Raw genomic sequence first — 21,934 nt, forward strand, 5'->3', positions numbered from 1 at the left:
AAATTGAATAAATAACTAATTTTTACAAAATTAAATAAAAAAAATAAATAATTGTTTAAGATAATTAAAAAAATTAAGATAAATAATTATTATTTAAATAAAAAAAATAAGAATCAAATGATTCTTACCAAATTATAGTTTTTTTCTTGCAGCATCAAGAATGATTTTTTTCTCAGCTTTAGCAACAGTACGTCTTACATCAGCAATAGCATCGGTATTAGATGAAACACTAGTAATTCCGAATCCTACTAATTTTTCAACTATATGAGGTACACTACCAGCTTGACCGCAAATACTACAAGTTACACCGTTTTCAACACAGATTTTAATTGTTCTTTCAATTAATTTCATTACTGCAGGATGCTCTTCAGTATAGTTTTTAGCAACAAATTCATTGTTACGATCAATAGCTAAAGTATATTGAGTTAAGTCATTAGTTCCTAAACTTACAAAGTCAATTCCTTCTTCAATATAATCTTCAATAGTTAATGCTGCTGCAGGGGTTTCAACCATCATTCCAAATGCAACATCCTTCTGAGGAATAAGACCTACTTCAGCACATAATTCCTTAGCCTTTCTAAGTTCTGAAACACTTTGTGACAATGGAATCATAATACCTAGATTAGTGTAACCCTTTTCATGAAGTTTTTTAATAGCCTTAAACTCACATTTAATAATCTCAGGTTCATCTAATTCTCTTCTAATTCCTCTCCAACCTAACATTGGGTTATGTTCCACTGGTTCGTTTTCTCCACCTTCTAAGGTTACAAACTCATCAGTAGGTGCATCCATGGTCCTATACCAAACCGGCTTAGGATAAAACTCATCAGCTACTTTAACAATATCATTTACTAGTTTATCAACAAGTTCATCCTCTTTTCCATCAGTAATGAATTTTTTAGGATGGACTCCAAGACCTAACATCATATGTTCAGCTCTAAGCAAACCTACACCATCTGCGCCGGTAGCTGCAGCTCTTTTAGCAGCTTCAGGCATACTTACATTTACTTTTACATCAGTAACAGTAATTATTGGAGCAGTTACATTTTGAACTGTTTGGTTTGATACATTTGAGGATGCCTCTTCCTCTGCCTCAAGAAGTCCTTCATAAACTAAACCTTTTTTACCGTCTATAGTGACTTCCTGTTTATCATTTAATACATTGGTAGCTTCACCTGTACCTACTACACAAGGAATTCCAAGTTCCCTTGATATGATGGATGCATGGCATGTTACTCCTCCCTCATCAGTAATAATTCCAGAGGATTTTCTCATTGCAGGAACCATATCAGGAGTGGTCATGGTAGTTACCATTATGTCTCCATCTTCAATTTTATCTAATTCATCTAAATCAAGAATGATCTTTACAGAACCAGATGCCATTCCAGGACTTGCACCTAATCCCTTAATAATAACATCTAAATCAGCAGTAGAATCTGATTTTTCAATGTTATTATCTAATGTTGTAATAGGACGAGCTTGTAATAAGTAAAGTCTTCCTTTTTCAATTGCCCATTCGGTATCCATAGGTTGACCATAATGGTTTTCAATTGTTTTACCCATTTCAACTAGATTGTTTAAATCTTCATCGGATAAAACTCTTTCATTACGTTTTTCTTCAGGAACATTTACTCTAATACTTGTACCATTCTCATCATTTGTATACATGTATTTCTTATCACTAACAATGAGATTTTCAATCTTGTTATTAGCCTTATTTACATCATAATGATCAGGGGTGACATCACCAGATACAACTGCCTCACCAAGTCCCCATGAACTTTCAATCATAGCGACTTGTTCACCGGTAGATGGATTTACAGTAAACATGACTCCGGATTTCTCTGCTTGAACCATTTGTTGGACGCATACTGCAATATATACCTTATCATGGTCAAAATTATTTTCTTCTCTGTAAAAAATAGCTCTTGCTTCAAATAAAGAAGCCCATACTTTTTGAACATATTCCACTACTTCATCTACACCTTTAACATGTAAATAAGTATCTTGTTGACCTGCAAAAGAAGCATCAGGTAAATCCTCTGCAGTAGCAGATGAACGTACAGCAACATCTGCCTCTTCCTCACCAACACTTTCAGATAATTGATTATAAGCTTCAATAATTAAAGTTTTAATATCCATAGGCATTGGAGTATTAACAATGATAGATTTAATTTCATCAGCAGCTTCTTGAAGGGCTTTAGTATCATTAACATCTACATTATCAAGTATATCCATAATAGTTGTATTAATTTCAGTGTCATTCATAAATTTTTCATAAGTTTCAGATGTGATAACAAAACCCGGTGGTACTGGAATACCTGCTTGGGTTAATTCACCTAAGTTTGCACCTTTCCCTCCAGCAATATCAATGTCATCTTTACTTATTTTTTCAAACTTTGCAACATAAACCATCTTTTTGCCTCAAATTGTATTATTATATGAAAATAATATATAAATATTCAATAAAGTTTAAAAATTGTAAAATAACAAGAATTAAGTGGAAATAGGCTTGAATTCTTAATCTCTGAAATTATACAAATTTTAACTGAATGAATAATACTAAATTAAGAATCTTAATAAATTTATAAAACTAACTCTTGACCTTTATCAACAGTAATTCTAGTTCTTGCAGGTAATTTCATAGAAGCCCTTTTTAAAGCTTTTTTAGCAGCTACAAAATTAGCTTTGTTACAGTCAATAGTAATGATTTTTTGACCACGTTTAACAATAGCTTCAACACTAACTGCTTTACCAAATGCATTTCTCATACCACTTTGTACCCTATCTGCACCTGCACCAGTTGCCATAGGATTTTCTCTTACAATTTGATGTGGGTATGTTCTAATTTTTAAGTGGTAACCGAATCTACCAGCTTCTCTAATCATTAATCTGTTAGCTGCAATCCTAGCAGCTTCTAATGAATTATGTGTAATTTCAGCACCTTCTTTAACAGATAAAGTTACTGAAATTGGGAATTCGTCAGTTAAGTTACCCATATCATATTGAACAATTCTTGAATTTGGGGTTTTTCTAATATATTCTCTTCTTGTATAAGCGCGAACCATAATAATCCTCCGATAAAAAATTTGTTAAAAATAACTTCTAATTATTAATGATAAATAGCTAAAAATAAGCTATATAAAATTTAGTAAAATTATAAAAAAATAACATTTACCTTCATTAATTAGATAAGATAATTATTTATATTTACATAACCATTAATAAATGTTATCATAAAATAAGATTATAAGGAAATTTTAATATAAATTTCTACAATATAGATTATTATATTTTATAGTATATTAAGATTTTTACTAATAGGAAATATTTAAAATAATTCTAAAATAATAAAAATTATAAAACAAAAACCAATTAAATTAAAATGATAATAAAAAATATTAAAAATTATCTAAGCTTGTACAATCTTAATTAAAAAATATTAAATTTATTAAAATTAAACTCATAAAAAAGACGATAACAATAAAACATAAGTGATAATATGGAAATTAACTCAGAGTTAACAATCAAATATAAGGATAAAGAATCAGCCAAAATATCATTTGAAAGTTTAAAAGTTGATAATGAGGGATTTGTCAAATCTAAATTGAATAATGATACTGTTGAATTTGAAATAAACAGTGATTCATTAGGATCTTTTTTAAACACAAGTGATGATTTGATTGCATCTGAAATAGTTGTGGAAAAAATAATTACTACTTCTAAAAAAGATTAATTTGTTGCATGTCAAGAATTAGGTTTAATAAATACTTAATCCCTTAAAGATCAATCTTTAAAAATACCATTAAACAAGGGATTGCTTATTAAAATTTTAGATAATGATTAAAAAATAGGGATATTCAACAATATCTGATAACCTTAAACAAGATAAATGGTTTTTAATTAATAATAAAAATAACAGGACATGACAATTTTATTAAAAAAGGAATTATTTTTAAACAAACAATATAAAATTTAGATATTTTACAATAATTTTTTAAATAAAATAAAAAACATAATATTATATATTATCATTTATAAATTTATATAAACACTAAACATATTTATTAAAATATTATTTTTATTGAGCCTTAAAAAAATTAATGGAGATATATTATGAATTGTCATTATCATCCAGATAGAGAAAGTACAAATAAATGTTCTATCTGTGGAAAACCAATCTGTGCCGAATGTGGTATGGAAGTTGGGGGAAATATTCTTTGTAAAGACTGTGTTAACGATTTAATCATGGATAGTTTATCATCAAAAGCATCTGATAAAGTAAATCAGAAAAAGATTGAAGAAGAACCAAATGAAGTCGAAACAATTAAAGAAGAACCTGTAATTAACGAGGAAGTTTCTGAAGTAGAAACAGAACCTATCCAGGAGGATACTCCTATTGAAGAGACCACACCACAAGTAGAATCTGACAATGAGGAGGAAATTATTACAAAAAATAATACAGAAGAGGTAAAAACCGATAATTTACAACAGGCTCAAATTAAAAAGGACAATACCATCCATCAAGAATCTCCATCAATGTTCAATAATGATGTAAATTATGAAAATACTGTTTCTTCACATCAGGAAAATTCCGAAAAACAAAAAGCATTAGAAGACAAATATGAGAAGTATCTAGATGATCTTTATTTTGATGAACCTGAAAAACACGAATTAAGTTTAAAAGAACAACTTGCACAGGATAAAGAACTTGAAGAAATAGCTCCAATTGAAAAGGAAGAAAATAATTATGATAATGAGTTCAATTATTATGACGAGGAGCCATATGATGAGGAACCTGTATATGCACCAAAACCTAAAGTATCTAAAACCCATAATGATTGGGTTCCTGAGAAAGAAAGAAAACCAAGATCATATAAAAGAAATGACTTCCACAGATTACCTAAGAATAAAACTAAAGAACCCTACTCAGTTTTAGATATTCTATTAACCATAATATTAATTATCCTAATATTGTTCGTTGTATTCTATTTAGTTTACTTATTCCTATTATCTAGTACCTATCCAACATTTTTAGATGCATTGATTGGATTAGTTACTAACCCTGGAGAACTATTAGGAAGTTTATAAAAATCAATTCTTTTTTTATTTTTAATTAACTACTATTTTTTATACTATTTTTTAACCAAATCAAATCAAATTTTTAAATAATTATTTTATTGGCTTATCCATTGAGATTCAGATTTATATTAAAATCAATGATTAATGACTTATTTTAGGATTACAATTTAATAAATTTAAGATTAAAAACAATAAAATCAGACATAATCGGATATAATTAAAAAAAACTTTAAAAACGGCTTTTTATGTGATTTAATTTAAGAAAAAGATATTTAAATAAAATTTATAAAAGAATCAGGTTAATTATTAAAATAAAACTTAAAAAGTAACCAGTAAAACATTAAACAATAATAAAACAGGTAGATGAAAAAATAGTAACCAAAATAAACATGAAAAAATAGCTGATAAAATAAGTGAATAAAAAAAGAAATTAAAGAATAGATCTATTCTTCAGCTTCTTCTTCCTCTTCGGAATCATTGGTCCTTTTTTCAAAGGTATCAACAAATTGAACTTTGTCTACATCCATGTTATCCCAGATATCTTTTGCTATTCTGAATCTAGCAAGGGTAACATCCATGTAAGATTTTTGATCAAATCTGGTAATTTCATCTAATTTTATGTTAACGGTTTTATCATCAAAGTCAACTTCGGTTTTATCAATATCCATGTTAGGATATGCATAGTGTAATTGAACCATACTTTTTACTTTATCCTCATCATCTTCAATAAGTTCTTCAACTTTAATGTTGTAGTCAAGATGTTTACCTGCTAATTCGTGATTGAAATCAACTTTTACTCTTCCACCACTTACAGTTAAGATTTTTCCGTTTTGACCTTCAGCGGTAATTCTCATACCAGGTACAGGATTCATACCTTGTTTTTTAAATTCCCTCATTGGAACTAATTGAACTAAACTAGGATCTCTTTGACCGAAACCGTTTTCAGGATCAACTTTTACTTCTTTTTCATCTCCAACTTCCATACCTACAACTGCTTCATCAATAGCAGGTAATAAATGATTTCCACCGACAACTATTGGAATTGGAGTGTATTCTTTATTTTGTTGAGCAATTCCTGCTTTTTCTGCAACTTCTTCATAAGTTGTATCAAAAACGTCTCCGGTTTCTTCTATTTTTCCAGTAAAGTTAACTTTAATAAAATCTCCATTTTCTATTGCCATAACTCGATTCTCCTATTAGTAATTTTATTTTTAAATTGATCTAACACATCTTCATTCTTATAGTCTAAGATGCGTATAGTATAAGGATATTTTTCAATATAATTATAAATCATATCTTTATTTATTTTAGTTTCCAATATACTTAAAACCCTATGTTTATAATTTGATGAGAAGCCATAAAGTAAAGAATTTTCCAATTGCTCTAAGGTTTCAAAAGGATTTTTTTCACGGGTTTCAATTAATTTAGAAGCTAATTTTTCATTAAATAAGTTTAAAGAAGATAAATCATCAAATGACAAATTATTTGCATTATCTAAAATAGTCTCCCAATCACGAAGATTATGTAAAGGAGCATGACCTAACTTAACCTCTCTCTGTAATACAGAGATCGTTTCCTTAGGCATCATATTCTGAACTTTATCAAAATTATTCTCTTCAACGGATTGACGAATCAAGGTTCCACTTACACCCTCAATACGTTTTACAAAAATAAATTTATTTTTAAAGTCAAAACCTATTTTTTTTAATGATTTAGAAAAGGACACTATAACATAATTATCCTCTTCCAATTTATCATGCATTATAACTTCGTTAGTATCCATATCAATAATTTTATAAGGTTTAGGTGAAATTCCATGACCTAAACTAATACGATTTAATATATCATCTATACCGTCAAATGGTTTATATCCCCTTGGAATATAATCTGTATTTAAAGCCTGAAACATTTTACATAAACATAAAGAGTATTGTCCGGAACCCATTATACCCATTGGGGGACCTTCCACCACAATATCCGCACCAACATCTACAGCAATCTCTGCCCTTGAACGTCGATGCAATATATAAGGTAAACCTCTACCGCTTCTCTCAAACAATCCAGGTACAACTGCAACAAAGATTCCGTCAGGAACATGTTTTTTTGCAACTTTTAAACAATGGAAATGTCCATTATGTAAGGGATTATATTCAGTAAAATCGGATATTAAAGGTTTTAAAGACTTTTTATTATAATCATCACTATTATCATCATATAAACTAGTTTTCTTTGATTGTGATAATTTATAATCATTAAAAAAGGTCTTTCTATCCTTCCTAATAATTTTTTTTACAAAGTCATTTGAAGGCATAATAATATATTAATATACTATATTTATAAAATATTCTATTAAAAGATTACTATGAGTTTTTAGATAAATTCACAATATTCCAGAAAATAGATTATCTAAAAAATATTAAGAATATGAAGACAATAATAAAAAATAGGAACAATTAAAAAAGATAGAGGAATAGTTTTTATGAATGATTTAATCTTAGAGAATTGTAAACTCATTGGAAAAAAAGGGGAATACACCATTGGAATTGATAATGGAAAGATATCCAAGATTTCAAAACTTCCACAGGATTCAGACAATACAATAGATATCAAGGGACAGATTGTATTGCCTGGACTTATAGATCCCCATGTACATTTTAGAGATCCTGGATTAACATATAAAGAGGATATGAAAAGCGGATCCATGGCTGCGGCAAATGGTGGTTTTACAACTGTAATAGATATGCCAAATACAAAACCTAAAACAAATACATTAAAAGCATATAAGGACAAGGAAAAAATTATCAAGAAGAAATCTATTATCAATACACTCATACATGCAGGTATAGGCGATTTGGATGAGATGAGAAAAATCGAAAAATTAAACCCAGTATCCTTTAAGATATTCATGGATTTAGAGGAGGACAGTGAACTTGAGGAAGATTTCTTAAATATATCAAAATTAGATACAAATCCCATCATAACATTACATTGTGAAAATAGAAAATCTGTAATTGAAAATACGGAAAAAATTAAGGATAGGAAAACTAATTTACCAATAGACCATATTTATGCAAGGCCAAGTGAGGCAGAGGATATAGCAGTGAAACAAGCAATCAATCTAGCTAGAAAATACGATGTTAAAATTCATATCTGCCATTTAAGTAGTAGAAGATCTTTAAAGATGGTTAGAGATAATCTATCAAATATAGATATTAGCTATGAATTTACTCCACATCACCTACTGCTTGAAGGAAATTCATTTAACAAATTTGGAAACATAGTTAAAACAAATCCCCCACTAAGATTATATGGGGAGAACATAACAATTAATGATTTAAGTAAAGATTCCATTATCGGAACCGATCATGCGCCACACAGCATTAAGGAAAAGGAGAATATGGTATGGGATTGTCCGTCAGGTATGCCGAATCTTGAAACCGTTTTAGGTTTAATGTTGACAGAGGTTAACCGTGGAAATATACCTCTAGATTATATTCCAAGGATTTTATCTGAGAATGCAGCTGAAAGATTTAATTTAAAAGGCAAAGGAAAAATCGAAGAAGGTTATGATGGAGATTTTACTATAATTGACTTAAATAAAGAGGGAAAATTTGATCTTGATAAGTTTTATACAAAAGCCAAATTTACACCATTTAACCAAATGCCATATAAAGGACAGGCAACTATGACAATATTAAATGGTGAGGTTGTAATGGAGGATAATATAATATTTGAATAAACTTTAAATATTATTTCTACTTTTTTTAAATTTATTTATACATATATAAAAAATCAATAGAATCTGTTTTAAAACATTGATTGACTCTTAAATCTAATTTTATCTGAAAAAATAACATATGGGATTACACCTATTAAAAATTAATAATGATTTAAATTAATTCTTATATTTTAACCTCATATTAGAAATAAAAAGAACCCTTATAATTTAAAAAGTAAATCCAAAGATCAATCGTTTTGAAAATAAACATGTAAAAAATCAATCAAAATCAACTTCCAGTTGATTACTACTTTTATTTAAATAAGATTTAAAGAAATCCCATATTAAAATTCCTTATTCTAAAAAAATATGGGATTTATTTTATGACATATAGATTAACAAAGTTAAAAACTATATCCGAAAAATTTCCGTTGATTAAATTTATTTGGCGTTAAATAAAATAAGAAAGAATAAATTCACTTTAAAATAAAGATAGGAAATTTCAAAAATATTAATAAAAAACTTTGATGAAAAAAAAGGATACAATTATAAAACAAACCTAATTGTTAATAAAAATTATAAAAAAAGTATTATCTAACCAGTAAAAAAAATGAATAGATGGAAAGAATCCACCTAATTCAAATCTATTTCATGCATAAAGCGTCTTCAGGACATGCTTCCATACATTTACCACAAAGGGTACAGAATCCAGCAATAGGTAAATTACCTTCATCTTTAACATGTAACATATCATAAGGACAAGCTTCTACACAATCTCCACATTTATCACATTTAGATGGGTTAGCTTGGATCCTGTTTCTTAAAACTGTTTCTCCATCAATTTCAACTTCAAACTCATCAAAGATTAAAGCGTCATTAGGACAAGCAGCTGCACAAGCACCACATCTAGCACATACAGCAAATGAAGGTTCCTCATCACTTGCAACTTGTTCTGGTAATTTCATACCAGTTTTGGTAACTACACGAATTGCTTCGGTAGGACAAGCTATTGCACATGCACCAACGAAAGTACATTTTTCAACATCTCTTGAAACACCTAAAGCTTCTGCAGGTGTAGCTTCTCCATATTCAACATCTAAGGATATCGCATCAACAGGACATAATTGTTCACATAAAGTACATGCTGCACAAACTTCAGGAAGTTTGACAGATAAAGTTGCACCTTTAGCTTCAATAAAGTCCCCAGGACAAGCTTCTACACAAGTATTACATCCAATACATTTACTTGCATCAAGAGTGAATTCTTTAATTTCTTTGGAACGTTTAACTGGATTTGCATTTTCTGAAATAAAGACTGCATTCCAAGGACAGGTTTGGGAACAAACTCCACATTTGAGACATTTAGTCTCATCAATAGTAATAGATTCACCAACAGCAGGTAAAGTAATTGCTTCTGCAGGACATTCATCGACACATGTTCCACATCCAACACAATCTTGGATATAGATAGGTCCATCAATGCTAATTTCTCTACTAGCTGGTTCAATAACTCCAGGGATTCCAATAATACCCATAGGACAGATATCTACACATTGTTTACACATTACACAGAAACCATCAATAGGCATTTTAGCAGAATCATTTAATTCAAGTGTTTTTGGAGGGCAAACATCTACACATTTTGGACTTCCACCACATTGATCACAACGTGCTGGATTATATGAAATTCTTACTTGAGTATGACCTTCTTTATCAACTTCTACTTCATCAATAGTAAGTGCACCATTTGGACAAACTTCAGCACATTTAGGTTCGCCACCACAGGTATCACAAAATATGATTTGTTTATCACCTACTTGAATTGCAGATGAAGGACAAGTACCTTCACAAGCCCCACATTTAATACAGTCCTCTTGGTTAACTATTATCATTTATAATTACCCCTTAGAGTTTTTTAACTGTATTTCCATCACTATCAATAATTTCTAAAGAGGAAAGTCTCATTTGACTGTCCATAGTATGGGTAGCACAAGATAAACAAGGATCGTATGCTCTGATAACCATTTCCATTAAGTTGAAGATAGAATCATCTACTTCTACACCAGGTTTGATGTATTTTTTAGCAACTTGGTCAATACCCATTTCCATAGCAGGGTTGTTTTGAATAGTTGCAACAACAATGTTTGCTTTGGTTACTAATCCATTATCATCGGTTTTGTAATGGTGGATTAAAGTACCACGAGGTGCTTCTACAATACCTGCACCTTCACCAGCAGTTCTTTCGAGTTCATCTGGGAATTTCTTACCGGATAAATCTTCACCTAAAGCTACTTCAGCACATTCAGCACAAGCTAAAATTTCTATTAATCTAGCCCAGTGGAATAATAAAGGTTGTTGAGCATATCCGAATTTTTCACGGAACTCGTTTAATCTTTCTTGAGCAAGAGGTGCTTCTTTAGGCATGGAATCACAAACATTAATCCTTGATAAAGGAGCAACTCTGTAAATACCTTCAGGATATCCTAATTCTTTAATGTAAGGGAATTTTAACCAGGAGTAAGGTTTTACATGTTCTGCAACAATGTCTTGGTATTCTAAATTGTTGTATTCATATTCAACTTTACGACTGTCTTTAGCAGTAATCCTTACATTACCGTCGTATACATCCCATTTACCGTCTTTAACTAAACCGCAGTGACGGGTAGCACCGAAATTACCTAAATCATTAACTAAATCCATTTTCTCTTCAAAAATAGGAATAGCTAAATCTAAAGTTTTTTGAGCTAAGTCTACATTTTCTTTTGCTCTTTCGAGTAATTCTTTTTGTTTGTCTTCAGATAATTCAGTGGAAATACCACCAGGGGTAGATGAGGTAGGGTGAATTGGACGACCACCAATAGCTCTTACCATTTCAAGACCGTTTCTTCTCATATTAATAGCTTGTAAAGCTACTTCAGGTTGATCCTTAATAATTTGGAAAACATTTCTAGTTTTTCTATTTCCATTAGGAATTATTAAATCTGGAGCGGATAAGAAGTAGAAAGATAATGCGTGGGAATGCATAAATGAACCCCAGTTCATGATTTCTCTCATTCTGTAAGCGGTTGGTAAGATATCGTCTCCAAATCCGTAAATTTGATCAACTGCTTTTGCAGCTGCAAAGTGGTGTTGTACATCACAAATACCACAGATTCTAGGAACTAAACGAGGTAATTCTTCTGCAGGTCTACCTTGTAAGAACTTTTCAAATCCTCTGAATTCCATAACATGTAATCTTGTTTCTTCAACATTTCCTGCGTCATCTAAAAGAACAGTAATTTTAGCGTGACCTTCAATACGAGTAACAGGTTCCATAGTTAGTTTTGCCATTCTATTCTCCTCCTTTTTGCATTTTCATTGGGATTAATGCAGCTGGTAAAGTGTATGTGTAAAAAGTACCAACTAAATCATCTAATTGATTAGCAACTTCTTCAGGATCAACAGTCTTATCCTCTTCAACACGGTAATCAGAAGCGATTGCACTAATCATTTTAGCACCAGCATCAATGATTTTAGCAGTAGGTCCATAACATCCTCTACATGGAATTGCAATAGAAGGACATTCAGCACCACATAAGGATACTGTAGCAGGTCCTAAACATACTAAACCTTGAGCAATTAAACATAAATCATCTTCAGGTTTACCAATTTCCATTTGTCTTTTAACAAAGTCCATAGCTAAACCTTCAGGTGGTTTTTCTCTAGGACAAACTTCACATAAGTTTGTGGTAGGTAATTCAATTGTTTCACCTTTAAGTAAAGCAAGAACAGCTTCAGCAACAACATCGGATCTTGGTGGGCAACCAGGAATAATTAAGTCTACATCAATTACTTCAGGTAATGGTCTTACTCTGTTTTCTAAATGAGGAACATCTTCAGAAGGAATAATTCCATCAGGGTTTGGAGTAGTGATAGAGTTAATATAAGCTTCTTCTTCTAACTCTTCAGTAGTCCATAAGTTACCAAGTCCAGGAATACCTCCGTATACTGCACAGGTTCCGTAAGCCATGACTGCTTTAGATTTTTCTCTTAAAAGTTCAGCCATTTCTCTGTTTTCATCGTTTCTAATTCCACCTTCAATAATACAGATATCTAATTCAGGAATTTCATCATATTTAGTATCCATTAAAACAGGACAGAATTCGAAATCAGCTAATTCTAAAACATCAATTAAAGATTCGTGGAAATCAGCAATGGATAAGTGACATCCAGAACATCCGCCTAACCACATGGTTCCAATTTTTACTTTTTCATCAGCCATAATTTATCCTCCATTATTAAGCATTAATTTGTTCTTTTAAAGGTGAAGGTCCTAAATCTTTAATTCTAGCAACCATCATTCTTACTGTATTTGCGAATTTTTCACCTTCAGAAGCGGAAATCCAATCGTGGTATAATCTTTCTCTTTCAATACCTAATTCTTCGATTAAATTATAAACGATTCTCATTCTTCTGTCTAATTTATAGTTACCTGCATCATAGTGGCAATCTCCCATGTGACAACCAGTTACAAGTACACCATCAGCACCTTCTCTGAATGCTTTTAATACGAATTGTGGATCAATTCTACCAGAACACATTACACGAATAACTCTTATATTAGGTGGGTATTGCATCCTAGCTGTACCAGCAGTATCTGCTCCACCATAGGAACACCAGTTACAACAAAACATTACAATTTTTATATCATCTGCCATAGAGTTTAACCTCCTCTATTAAAAAATTTACCAATCTTTTCAAAAACTTAAGTTTTTAAAAATATTGATTTCTCTCTTATAAAATCAACCTATTCAATTAAATATAGAAAACCTGAAAATGCAGAAACTAATTTTCAAGAAATATATTTTCATGAATAAATCTCCGTACCTCAATGAGCTAGCTCAGCATTACATTAATGTACTATTACAATATTACTTCTAACTTTAATATAAATGTTACACGGAAATTAAAATCGAAACATTTAAATAATATAAAAAGATTTTATGAATTTTTAAATTAGAATATGTTTAATAAAAAATGAGAAAAAATTGATAAAATTATAAAAAAAATTATAGATAACTAAACATAACCCCATAAATTTATAAAAATGAATTTAATTTAACAAATATAGTTTGTTATACTACGAATGAATTAAAAATTATTTATTTTAATTGTTCCAATATATAAAATTTAATAAAAAAAATTATTTTAACATTGAAATAATAAATAAAATAATAAAAAAATTAAAAAATGCTAGACAAAATTAAAATAAAACAAGTAATAACCATATAAAATATTGTATTACATAAAACAGGTATGAAAAGTTAATCCCACATATAGAAAATATAAAAAAAATAAAAGAAGTGAAAGAAAATTACATTCCCTTTACACTCATATCTATCATTTTTTTAGTATACTCTGCAAGAGCAGGAGGTAATCCTGTAATGTCCATATTTAAAAATCCTCTTACAATCATAGATGCAGCCTCTTCCTCGGTAAATCCACGGGAAGTAAGATAGTAAATTTCATCCTCATCAATCTTACCTACAGCAGCCTCGTGAGATAATTCAAGACCTGATGAATTAGCCTCAAGGATAGGTACCGCATATATAGATGCATCATCTGACAATACAAGACCATTACATTCAAGGTGACCTTTTACTTCAGGTTTTTCACCTATTAAATGACCTCTTGCATAGATTTTAGACTGATCATTTGCAACAGTACGTGAAATTACTTCGGCAGAACTGTTTTGACCATATAGATATGCCCTTGAACCAACATCAATATATGAATTTTTTTGACCAGATAAAACACTTTGGAAAAGAGCCCTTGAATTATTACCCTCACAATAGGTTGTAGGGTAAGACTGTACAGAGTGAACCGGACTGGTCAAAATATAATTATTTATAAATGTTGTATTATCCGCCTGTTTAATTCCAGTTCTCGGACGAACTTCTACCTGTTCAGCCCAGTTATGAACCATGGTAAATGTTAGTTTTGCACCAGGTTTAAGGTAAATCTCACTTACACCTACATGAAGTGCTGATGATACATCATCACCAGTTGCACAACCAGTAATTAGATGCAATTCTGAATTCTCCTCAGCAATAATAACATTATGTGCTGTTTGCATAATATCCTTATCTGCAATAAACATACAAGCTTGTACAGGGAAGAATTCCTTAGTTCCTGGAAGTGATCTTACAAAATATCCATTGTATTCTCCTTCCTCCTTTTCCCTTAAAGCTGCCTCGGCAGTGTATTTATCCTGATCTGATTTAACGGCATTCCAAAGATAATCTTTAACCCAAGGATATTTATCAAGTGCAACACCTGTATTCATTACCTCCACATCACTAGATAATTGTGCTGTGAAAATGTTACTTTGATCCATCTGTACAAATGAACCTGCCCTATCTTCCTGACTTGTATCAACACCTACAGACAATAAAGTATCTTGGTCTTTTTTAGCTAAATCATCCAAATCATCTATAACATCAAAAGCTGAAATATTATCATTTGTATAATTTTCAATAGTAATATCAGTACCTAATGGTGCTTTTTTATTTTTAGCCCTTTCAGCATCTTCATAAACATTGCGCACAATTAACACATCCTGTAAATCCATTTTCTCTAACATCAGCTAAAATCTCTTCAGGGTTACCTGAGCAAGCTATCTCACCATTCATTAAAATATGAGCTTTATCTGCTTTTACAAAGTTTAAAATATAACCTAAGTGAGTAATAAGTAAACCTGATCTTTTACGTTCACTCAATTTCTTTTGTTTATCCAAGATTACATTTAATTCCTCTGCAATCAATTCGACATTCTCAATATCCACACCTGAATCCGGTTCATCGAACATTGTGAAGTCAGGTTGTTGAGCTAAAAGTTGTAAAATCTCAGATCTCTTAACTTCTCCACCAGAAAATCCAAGATTAACATCCCTATTTAAGAAATTTTCATTGAACTTTAATTTATCTGCAAGTTCTTTCATTCTAGGATTTAAATCTTCATCTTCTTCCTGACCAGATTCATATTTTAATAAATCTTTTACAGTAATTCCTCGAATTGCAGGAGGATTTTGGAAGCTAACTCCCATTCCTAAAGCAACTCTTTCAGAGGTAGGCATATTAGTTATGTCCTTACCTTTAAATTTTATAGTACCATTAGTAACTTTATATTTAGGAAATCCTAATATTGTCATGAATAAAGTACTTTTACCGGCTCCATTGGGGCCTAAAAGTACATGGGTTTCTCCTTCCCCAATTGAAAGGTTAACATTTTTTAAAACTTGTTTACCTTCAACTTCAACTGCCAAGTTGCTTATTTCAAGTAACATAATCTATCACCTTAAACTTTATAAGATTAATATTATTATAAACAGAATTTATAAAAAATATAAATAGTGTTATATTACTAAAATATTTTATTTTCATTAATATAAAACTATGTATAACAATTGCTATAAATTAAAGAGAATAGTTTAAATTAAAAAATAATAGATATATAAAAAATATGAATAAAAACAAGCAAAAAAATACCATTAAAAATAATTATTAGATAAAAATCCCTATTAAAAATATGTAAAATATCTAAAAATAATAGAATAAAAAAATTATAATCAAATATTAACTAAAAGATATTTAAAAAATTAGAGATATGAAAAAAAGCTATAAAAAAATAGATAATGAAAGTTGAAAATTTATTCAGTTACAATGATAAATTCTCCAACCTTTTCAACCTTTGAGAAAGGAACAAGTAATAAATCTCCTTTTCTTTTTGCTCCTTTGACATGAACATTACGTCCGTCTTCAACTTTGATTGCAATATCTACAATTTTACCGGTTTTATCATTAATAATAAGTTCATCAAGAACACCTAAAATACGAGCATTGTTTGTTGCTACCTGGTAATTCTTAACTTCACTCCATAATTTTTCTTCTCTTTTTTGAACACTTTTCTTACTTTCCATGATTCCACCATGATAAAATATTCTTAATCATTAAAATATATGTTATTTTATATTATTTAAAATGATTGTTATTTAACAATAAAATTCTATTTTAATAAACTAAAATAAAAAAAGAATAATAAAAATAGGAATAGTTAAAAATTATTTCTCAATAGAATCTAAAATATTATATGCTATGGAAATATCATCAATAGAATTCAAATTAAAAGCAAGTTCGATATTCTCCATGACAATATTAGTTTCATCTTGAATAGAATTATTAGATTTTAGAATATTTAAACCAGAAGGAACCAAACCATTAAATTCATATTCATAAGATACATTGTATTTATCATAAACCTTAGTTGGTATCAATACAGATAATGCAGATTTGTCTTGATTTAAATATATCTCTAAAACATTATCAATAATATTGGAGCTAACAAATGGCAAATCTGAATTTAACATCAATAAAGTATTATCTTTTGATATTTCCTGAAGAATATCTAAAACATATGATAAATCGCTAAGATAATCCTTACCAGGACTATCTAGAAAATATTTGTCATAAGTATCAAAAGAATCCCTAAGTTCAATAAAATCAGATTCTATTAAATAATCTTTAGTATTCTGTGTATGTGGACTAACAATGACCAAAACCTTGGCAATTAACTTTGATTGATACATATTATCCAATACATAGTCAATTAAAAATTTATTATTAAATTTATATAGAGGCTTTTCAGATTCGGATTTTAATCTGGTACCCTTTCCCCCAGCCATAATTAGTCCAATGATCATAAAAATCCAAAAATAAAAAATTATTTAGGTATTCTACCTTGAAGTTTCATTCTTTTACCTAAAATACATTTACCACCTTGATGACCACCAATAGGATTTTTCTGTGTACCCATTGAATTCATACAACGAGCCATAATCGCAGAACCTAATGCAAGACCATCTTCAACAAATACAGTATCAACAAACTTATCTTTGGAATATTCTAAAATTAATTCTGGTTTACGTCCTGTAATACCTGCCCTACCAGTAATTCCTAAAACAGATCCCCCAGTTATAACATTTTCTTTAAATGCAATATCCAAAGTTCTATGAACAATCATAGCAGACACATAATCCATTGTTGAGATAAGTGTTGGAAGACCATCATTTTCATAGATTTCATGACCAAAATCAGTTAAGTCAGGTAGTTTATCACCATTTTCTCCAACATCACAACCTATTAAACAAGTACCTGATTCCTCAGCAGCCTCAGGATTAATTGGAACGGTACCAAACCTGGTTATTCCGGTAGGAACCTTTCTAATATCAATAAATTTACTGTGAACCTTTTCAGCATTAGCCTTAGCTTTTTTCTTATCTCCCTTTTTATCCAATTTAGGAGTATAAATATCTAATGCAGCACCATATTTTGGATCCACCTGACCTGAACCCTTTGCAAGTGAATCTGAAACTACACCTGCAAGACCTAAAAAGTTACCAACAGTATTCGCATAAGGTACATTATCATTTACAATACGGCCTGCCAAGGTTGAACCGAAATCAAGTGAAACACAAGGATTTCTATAATCAACATCAGTCCATTTTGCACCTAACTTAATACCCGCAGTTACAAGCTCACCTTCCATCTCATTTGCAGTAGATTGAGGTCCTTTAGGAGGAACCACACTTACAACAGCACCATCAAACTGAATATTATCAAGTAAAGTATATTTTCTAAGTCTTTCAGGAAGTTGTTTAGAGCTCATTGCTGGAGCCATTTTTCTTGGAGGTATACCTGCATCAAGACAACCGTCTGCTAATGCTTTAATTAATTCACCAGCTTCTTCAGCAGTTGAGAATCCTGCGGTAACACCGGTTGATCTTACAACAAAATCCAAATCATCTTCTTTATCAACACCTGCTTTTTTAAGAGATTCTAAAACAGTGTCTCTAATCATTTCAGCAACTGCCTCTTTAGATAATTCTATTCCCCAAACGGTTTTACCGAAAACCTTTTCGTTAGGTTTAGGTGGACGAATATCTCTAGTCATTTTAACTGTTTTATCCAGTAAATAAGATTTACTGTTATTTAAATTTGTGGCTGCTAGAATACACTTTGTTGTAGTGTTACCAAGTTCCACTGATGCTGTAACATAATAAACATCCTGTTTAGTTTGATACATAGCACCACTTTGAGGTCGATTATTACTAGCTTTTAGTGAAGCTAAACTTACTGGTTGGCTGTGTGCAATTATTGGTTTTGGCCCCTTATTAAATAAATTCCCAAATAATGACATTTAACTATCCCCTACTTTAATATATCTAATTTATTTTTTTAAAAAATAATTAATAATATTTCTTAAATTTTAATAATATAAATTTTTTTAAATGATTTTACTAAAAAATGCAAAAAATAATAAAGTAATGACGTCTCTCATAAAATAAATAAAATTCAATAAACTAAGAAAAATATTAAAATATATTGAAAGAAAAAAAGCAGAAAAATAGTATTTTATAAAATATATCAATAAAAATCTTAAAAATAAGTATAACAATAAAGTATCAAAAATCAATTTTTAAAAAAAAATGTATAGAAAAAAGAAGATTAGATGAATAATCATCTAATCAGTAAAGTACCTATACTAATTTAGTATAAGGTGACCTTCAACACATCAAACAATATACCTATGAAAATCAATAATTTAATACTAATTTATTATATGGGTGATCTTCAACAGGTTCAGTTCCAATTTCAGCAACTGCTTCAGCAATGAAACAATCTGCCATAGCAACAGCAGGGAATACTTTTTGACTGTTTTCAATAGGACCATATAAACAGAAGTCTCCACCAACTAGTACTTGAACAATATCTGAACCAATATCACATACAGGCCATGCTTCTTTGTGTTCTTTTTTCCATCCTTTTAACCAATCCCAAGCGGAAGGTACATTGTGAATACCTGAACCTACAGGGTAACCCCATTTGGATTTTTCTGCAAAGGTAGTTCTGGTAGCAGGACCTCCACCTTGACCTAAAGGAGTAACAGCTACATCCATGAAATATTTGGTAATTCCACAGTCTTCAGCCATTTCTAAAATACCTTGATCAATTACAGATCCACCATTTTCCCATATGTTTAATTTACCTTGAACACCAGGTTCCATAGGGTTGAATCCTAAAATAATAGAAGCTTCAATGTCTGAATCTTTTACAGCTTGAATTTCATCAGCTTCACAAGACATGTTTAAAGAGTTGTAAATTGCTCTGTCAGCAAGACCAGCTTCATCACAGTATTTAATACCTGCGATTTTAGCATCTGCACCGGTAGAATCTATAAGGAAAGGTTTATCGGAAATATCTCCTATAAACTCTAAGTAATTTACCATAGCTTCTGGTGTAGCACCGAAGTTTTGTATAATACAAGGGTTTCCGGTTACATCAGACATTTCTTCCATTTCTTTAACTAATCCTTCAGCAGCATCTTTATCAAAAATACCTGCTTTTTCATCTGAAATAATTTTGTGACCACCGTAGAAAATAGTACCACAAAGAACTGTTGGATATTCTCCAGGTTGTCCTCCACATTTGACTCCTGCAACATCTACGACGGTTTGTTCTTTATCAAATTTAAACATTAATAAAACCTCCAATCTCTAAATTAAACCTGATATTAATGAGGTCATTAAAGATGCAAGATTGAATTTAATAAATACAACCATAACTGCAAGACCTATCATCATACCATATAATATACCTAAATCTCTTCCTGTTTGTTGGCCTAAACGTTGAGAATATTCTCCTAAAGCAAATTCAACTTTTTCTTGAGCATCGTCTAATTTTACCATTGCTTTATTAAATTCTTCTGAATCGACCATTACAGAAGGTGTTGTTTCTTTATCAGCCATATTTTACACCTCTATAATCCACATAATTTTGCTATATAAGGAAGGAGAATTAATAATACAAAAGCAATAGTAACTCCTATACCAATACCTTTAGTTCTAGTAAAAGATAAAGCAGCATAAGCTCTTCCTTCCCTTCCGATAAGTTTTGATGAATATTCAATATCATCAGCTGTATTTTTAAGTCCACGGACATTTGGTTTGTTTGAAATTTGTACCATAATAACTTACCTCCAGTTTAGAAGAATAAGAATAGACCCATAATTACAATCATAAATACAAGACCAATCATAATACCTTGTACTTTACCAGCATAATTACCAGTCATATTCTTTTGTATAGCACCAATCATTTTGATTTCGGTGTCTATATCTCTAATTCGTGCTTCGAGTAATGCAGTCTCTCCAGAAACTACTCTTACTGCCTCTCCTTCATCTTCTTCTGCTTCTCCACCTTCGGAAACATCGATAACCATAGCTTCTTCTTCAATAGCACCAGGATCTTTTTCGATACATTCTTTGACCTTAGCAGTTATAGCACCAACATCCTCGTTATCAATCATAGAGATAAGTTCAACTTGATTTTGGAATCTTTCTACAGCTTCTAAAGGAAGGTTATCTACAAAAGGAATTGCTCCAATTGCACCATTAACTTTTTTCTTCTCAGGATCACATCCATTTGCATGTAATGCTTCAAAACATTGACCAGTAATATGTCCTTGTACCTCAGCACCACAAACAATTAAGAATCTAATGTTAGGATTAGAAATTGTATTAGCAACTACTTTTTCTACACCAAGATTTTCTGTGTGACAGGTACCAGCAATAGCTGCACCAGCACCAACAATATCTCCAGCAAGTTCTGAAGCTAAGGTAGTAGCAGCAACAGGGCTTTCCGGATCTCCTACTTCATATTCACCACTAATTAATGGCCATCCGTCTGCAGGTGATTTTTTATCTGCCATCTATAAAACCCCCAATTTAGTTAATACAGGAATCATAGCAATAATAATAAATACTGCTATTAAAAATCCATAAACCATATTTGTTAAAGTACCTGCAATAACATAGTTTCCTTCCCTATTAGGATAGGAACCTTCAGGAGCAGTGGTAGGATCTAAAGAGTTAGATAATTCATCAGCAGCAGCGCAAACTTTGTCTATTTCTGCGTTAATATCGTCCATTGATAAAATAACTAAGTCTCCACCACCAGCACCTAAGACACCAGATATAGGATCTAAGTTAACATTCATTTCAGGTACTACTTGTATTAAAGGTAACATATCTGCCATATT

21 protein-coding genes are annotated in these 21,934 nt (G+C 30.6%); 3 read left to right on the plus strand and 18 right to left on the minus strand.

The window, feature by feature from the left end; all coding sequences use genetic code 11:
• Window positions 1–132: 132 nt before the first annotated feature.
• Both ppsA and rplJ read right to left on the minus strand, forming a co-directional pair.
• Window positions 133–2,415, minus strand: coding sequence for a phosphoenolpyruvate synthase (gene ppsA / locus ABM4_RS07470; RefSeq protein WP_016359068.1), 2,283 nt, complete (start codon window positions 2,413–2,415; stop codon window positions 133–135).
• Window positions 2,416–2,585: 170 nt separating this feature from the next.
• On the minus strand, window positions 2,586–3,074 hold the full coding sequence (gene rplJ, locus ABM4_RS07475) for a 50S ribosomal protein L16 (RefSeq protein ID WP_304412215.1): 489 nt from the start codon (window positions 3,072–3,074) through the stop codon (window positions 2,586–2,588).
• Between the two features lie 428 nt (window positions 3,075–3,502).
• Between rplJ and ABM4_RS07480 the strand changes: the two genes are divergently transcribed.
• Together ABM4_RS07480 and ABM4_RS07485 are read left to right on the plus strand one after the other, a co-directional pair.
• Window positions 3,503–3,736, plus strand: a complete 234-nt coding sequence (locus ABM4_RS07480; protein WP_016359070.1) for a KEOPS complex subunit Pcc1 — start codon at window positions 3,503–3,505, stop codon at window positions 3,734–3,736.
• Window positions 3,737–4,116: 380 nt separating this feature from the next.
• Complete coding sequence (locus tag ABM4_RS07485) at window positions 4,117–5,091, plus strand: hypothetical protein (RefSeq protein WP_016359071.1); 975 nt, start codon at window positions 4,117–4,119, stop codon at window positions 5,089–5,091.
• Between the two features lie 434 nt (window positions 5,092–5,525).
• Here ABM4_RS07485 and ABM4_RS07490 read toward each other — a convergent pair whose 3' ends face one another.
• Together ABM4_RS07490 and ABM4_RS07495 are read right to left on the minus strand one after the other, a co-directional pair.
• On the minus strand, window positions 5,526–6,263 hold the full coding sequence (locus ABM4_RS07490; protein ID WP_016359072.1) for a peptidylprolyl isomerase: 738 nt from the start codon (window positions 6,261–6,263) through the stop codon (window positions 5,526–5,528).
• A complete protein-coding gene (locus ABM4_RS07495) occupies window positions 6,254–7,393 on the minus strand; it encodes a nucleotidyltransferase family protein (protein ID WP_016359073.1) in 1,140 nt (379 codons plus the stop codon). The genes ABM4_RS07490 and ABM4_RS07495 overlap by 10 nt, the downstream gene beginning before the upstream one ends.
• A 168-nt stretch (window positions 7,394–7,561) precedes the next feature.
• On the opposite strand from ABM4_RS07495, the gene pyrC reads away from it, so the two are divergent.
• Window positions 7,562–8,821 (plus strand): dihydroorotase, encoded by a 1,260-nt coding sequence (gene pyrC, locus ABM4_RS07500; RefSeq protein ID WP_016359074.1) that lies wholly within the window; start codon window positions 7,562–7,564, stop codon window positions 8,819–8,821.
• A gap of 623 nt (window positions 8,822–9,444) precedes the next feature.
• Here the strand turns inward: pyrC and ABM4_RS07505 are convergent.
• The 14 genes from ABM4_RS07505 to ABM4_RS07570 form a co-directional block, all read right to left on the minus strand.
• A complete protein-coding gene (locus tag ABM4_RS07505; protein ID WP_016359075.1) occupies window positions 9,445–10,692 on the minus strand; it encodes a 4Fe-4S binding protein in 1,248 nt (415 codons plus the stop codon).
• A 13-nt stretch (window positions 10,693–10,705) separates the two neighbouring features.
• A complete protein-coding gene (locus tag ABM4_RS07510; RefSeq protein WP_016359076.1) occupies window positions 10,706–12,130 on the minus strand; it encodes a Ni/Fe hydrogenase subunit alpha in 1,425 nt (474 codons plus the stop codon).
• Between the two features lies 1 nt (window position 12,131).
• The gene (mvhG, locus tag ABM4_RS07515) at window positions 12,132–13,061 is read right to left on the minus strand and encodes a F420-non-reducing hydrogenase subunit MvhG (RefSeq protein WP_016359077.1); all 930 of its coding nucleotides are present in this window, start codon (window positions 13,059–13,061) and stop codon (window positions 12,132–12,134) included.
• A gap of 16 nt (window positions 13,062–13,077) precedes the next feature.
• Window positions 13,078–13,497: a hydrogenase iron-sulfur subunit gene (locus tag ABM4_RS07520; protein ID WP_016359078.1), complete on the minus strand. Its 420-nt coding sequence runs from the start codon at window positions 13,495–13,497 to the stop codon at window positions 13,078–13,080.
• Between the two features lie 656 nt (window positions 13,498–14,153).
• A complete protein-coding gene (locus ABM4_RS07525) occupies window positions 14,154–15,422 on the minus strand; it encodes a SufD family Fe-S cluster assembly protein (RefSeq protein ID WP_369751279.1) in 1,269 nt (422 codons plus the stop codon).
• Entirely contained in the window at window positions 15,370–16,125 is a 756-nt protein-coding gene (gene sufC / locus ABM4_RS07530) for a Fe-S cluster assembly ATPase SufC (RefSeq protein WP_016359080.1), read from the minus strand. Before sufC ends, ABM4_RS07525 begins: the two co-directional genes overlap by 53 nt.
• Before the next feature lie 363 nt (window positions 16,126–16,488).
• Window positions 16,489–16,758 (minus strand): PRC-barrel domain-containing protein, encoded by a 270-nt coding sequence (locus tag ABM4_RS07535; RefSeq protein ID WP_016359081.1) that lies wholly within the window; start codon window positions 16,756–16,758, stop codon window positions 16,489–16,491.
• A gap of 141 nt (window positions 16,759–16,899) precedes the next feature.
• The gene (locus tag ABM4_RS07540; protein WP_016359082.1) at window positions 16,900–17,520 is read right to left on the minus strand and encodes an NTP transferase domain-containing protein; all 621 of its coding nucleotides are present in this window, start codon (window positions 17,518–17,520) and stop codon (window positions 16,900–16,902) included.
• 38 nt (window positions 17,521–17,558) lie between these two features.
• A complete protein-coding gene (locus ABM4_RS07545; RefSeq protein ID WP_016359083.1) occupies window positions 17,559–19,034 on the minus strand; it encodes a methanogenesis marker 14 protein in 1,476 nt (491 codons plus the stop codon).
• Between the two features lie 397 nt (window positions 19,035–19,431).
• A complete protein-coding gene (gene mtrH / locus ABM4_RS07550; RefSeq protein ID WP_016359084.1) occupies window positions 19,432–20,373 on the minus strand; it encodes a tetrahydromethanopterin S-methyltransferase subunit H in 942 nt (313 codons plus the stop codon).
• Between the two features lie 18 nt (window positions 20,374–20,391).
• Window positions 20,392–20,643 (minus strand): tetrahydromethanopterin S-methyltransferase subunit MtrG, encoded by a 252-nt coding sequence (mtrG, locus tag ABM4_RS07555; RefSeq protein WP_016359085.1) that lies wholly within the window; start codon window positions 20,641–20,643, stop codon window positions 20,392–20,394.
• A gap of 11 nt (window positions 20,644–20,654) precedes the next feature.
• Window positions 20,655–20,861, minus strand: coding sequence for a tetrahydromethanopterin S-methyltransferase subunit F (gene mtrF, locus ABM4_RS07560; RefSeq protein ID WP_016359086.1), 207 nt, complete (start codon window positions 20,859–20,861; stop codon window positions 20,655–20,657).
• Between the two features lie 17 nt (window positions 20,862–20,878).
• Entirely contained in the window at window positions 20,879–21,604 is a 726-nt protein-coding gene (gene mtrA, locus ABM4_RS07565) for a tetrahydromethanopterin S-methyltransferase subunit A (protein WP_016359087.1), read from the minus strand.
• Entirely contained in the window at window positions 21,605–21,931 is a 327-nt protein-coding gene (locus tag ABM4_RS07570; RefSeq protein WP_016359088.1) for a tetrahydromethanopterin S-methyltransferase subunit B, read from the minus strand.
• Between the last annotated feature and the right edge of the window lie 3 nt (window positions 21,932–21,934).

Origin of the sequence: Methanobrevibacter sp. AbM4, assembly GCF_000404165.1 — an archaeon.
Taxonomy (GTDB): domain Archaea; phylum Methanobacteriota; class Methanobacteria; order Methanobacteriales; family Methanobacteriaceae; genus Methanarmilla; species Methanarmilla boviskoreani.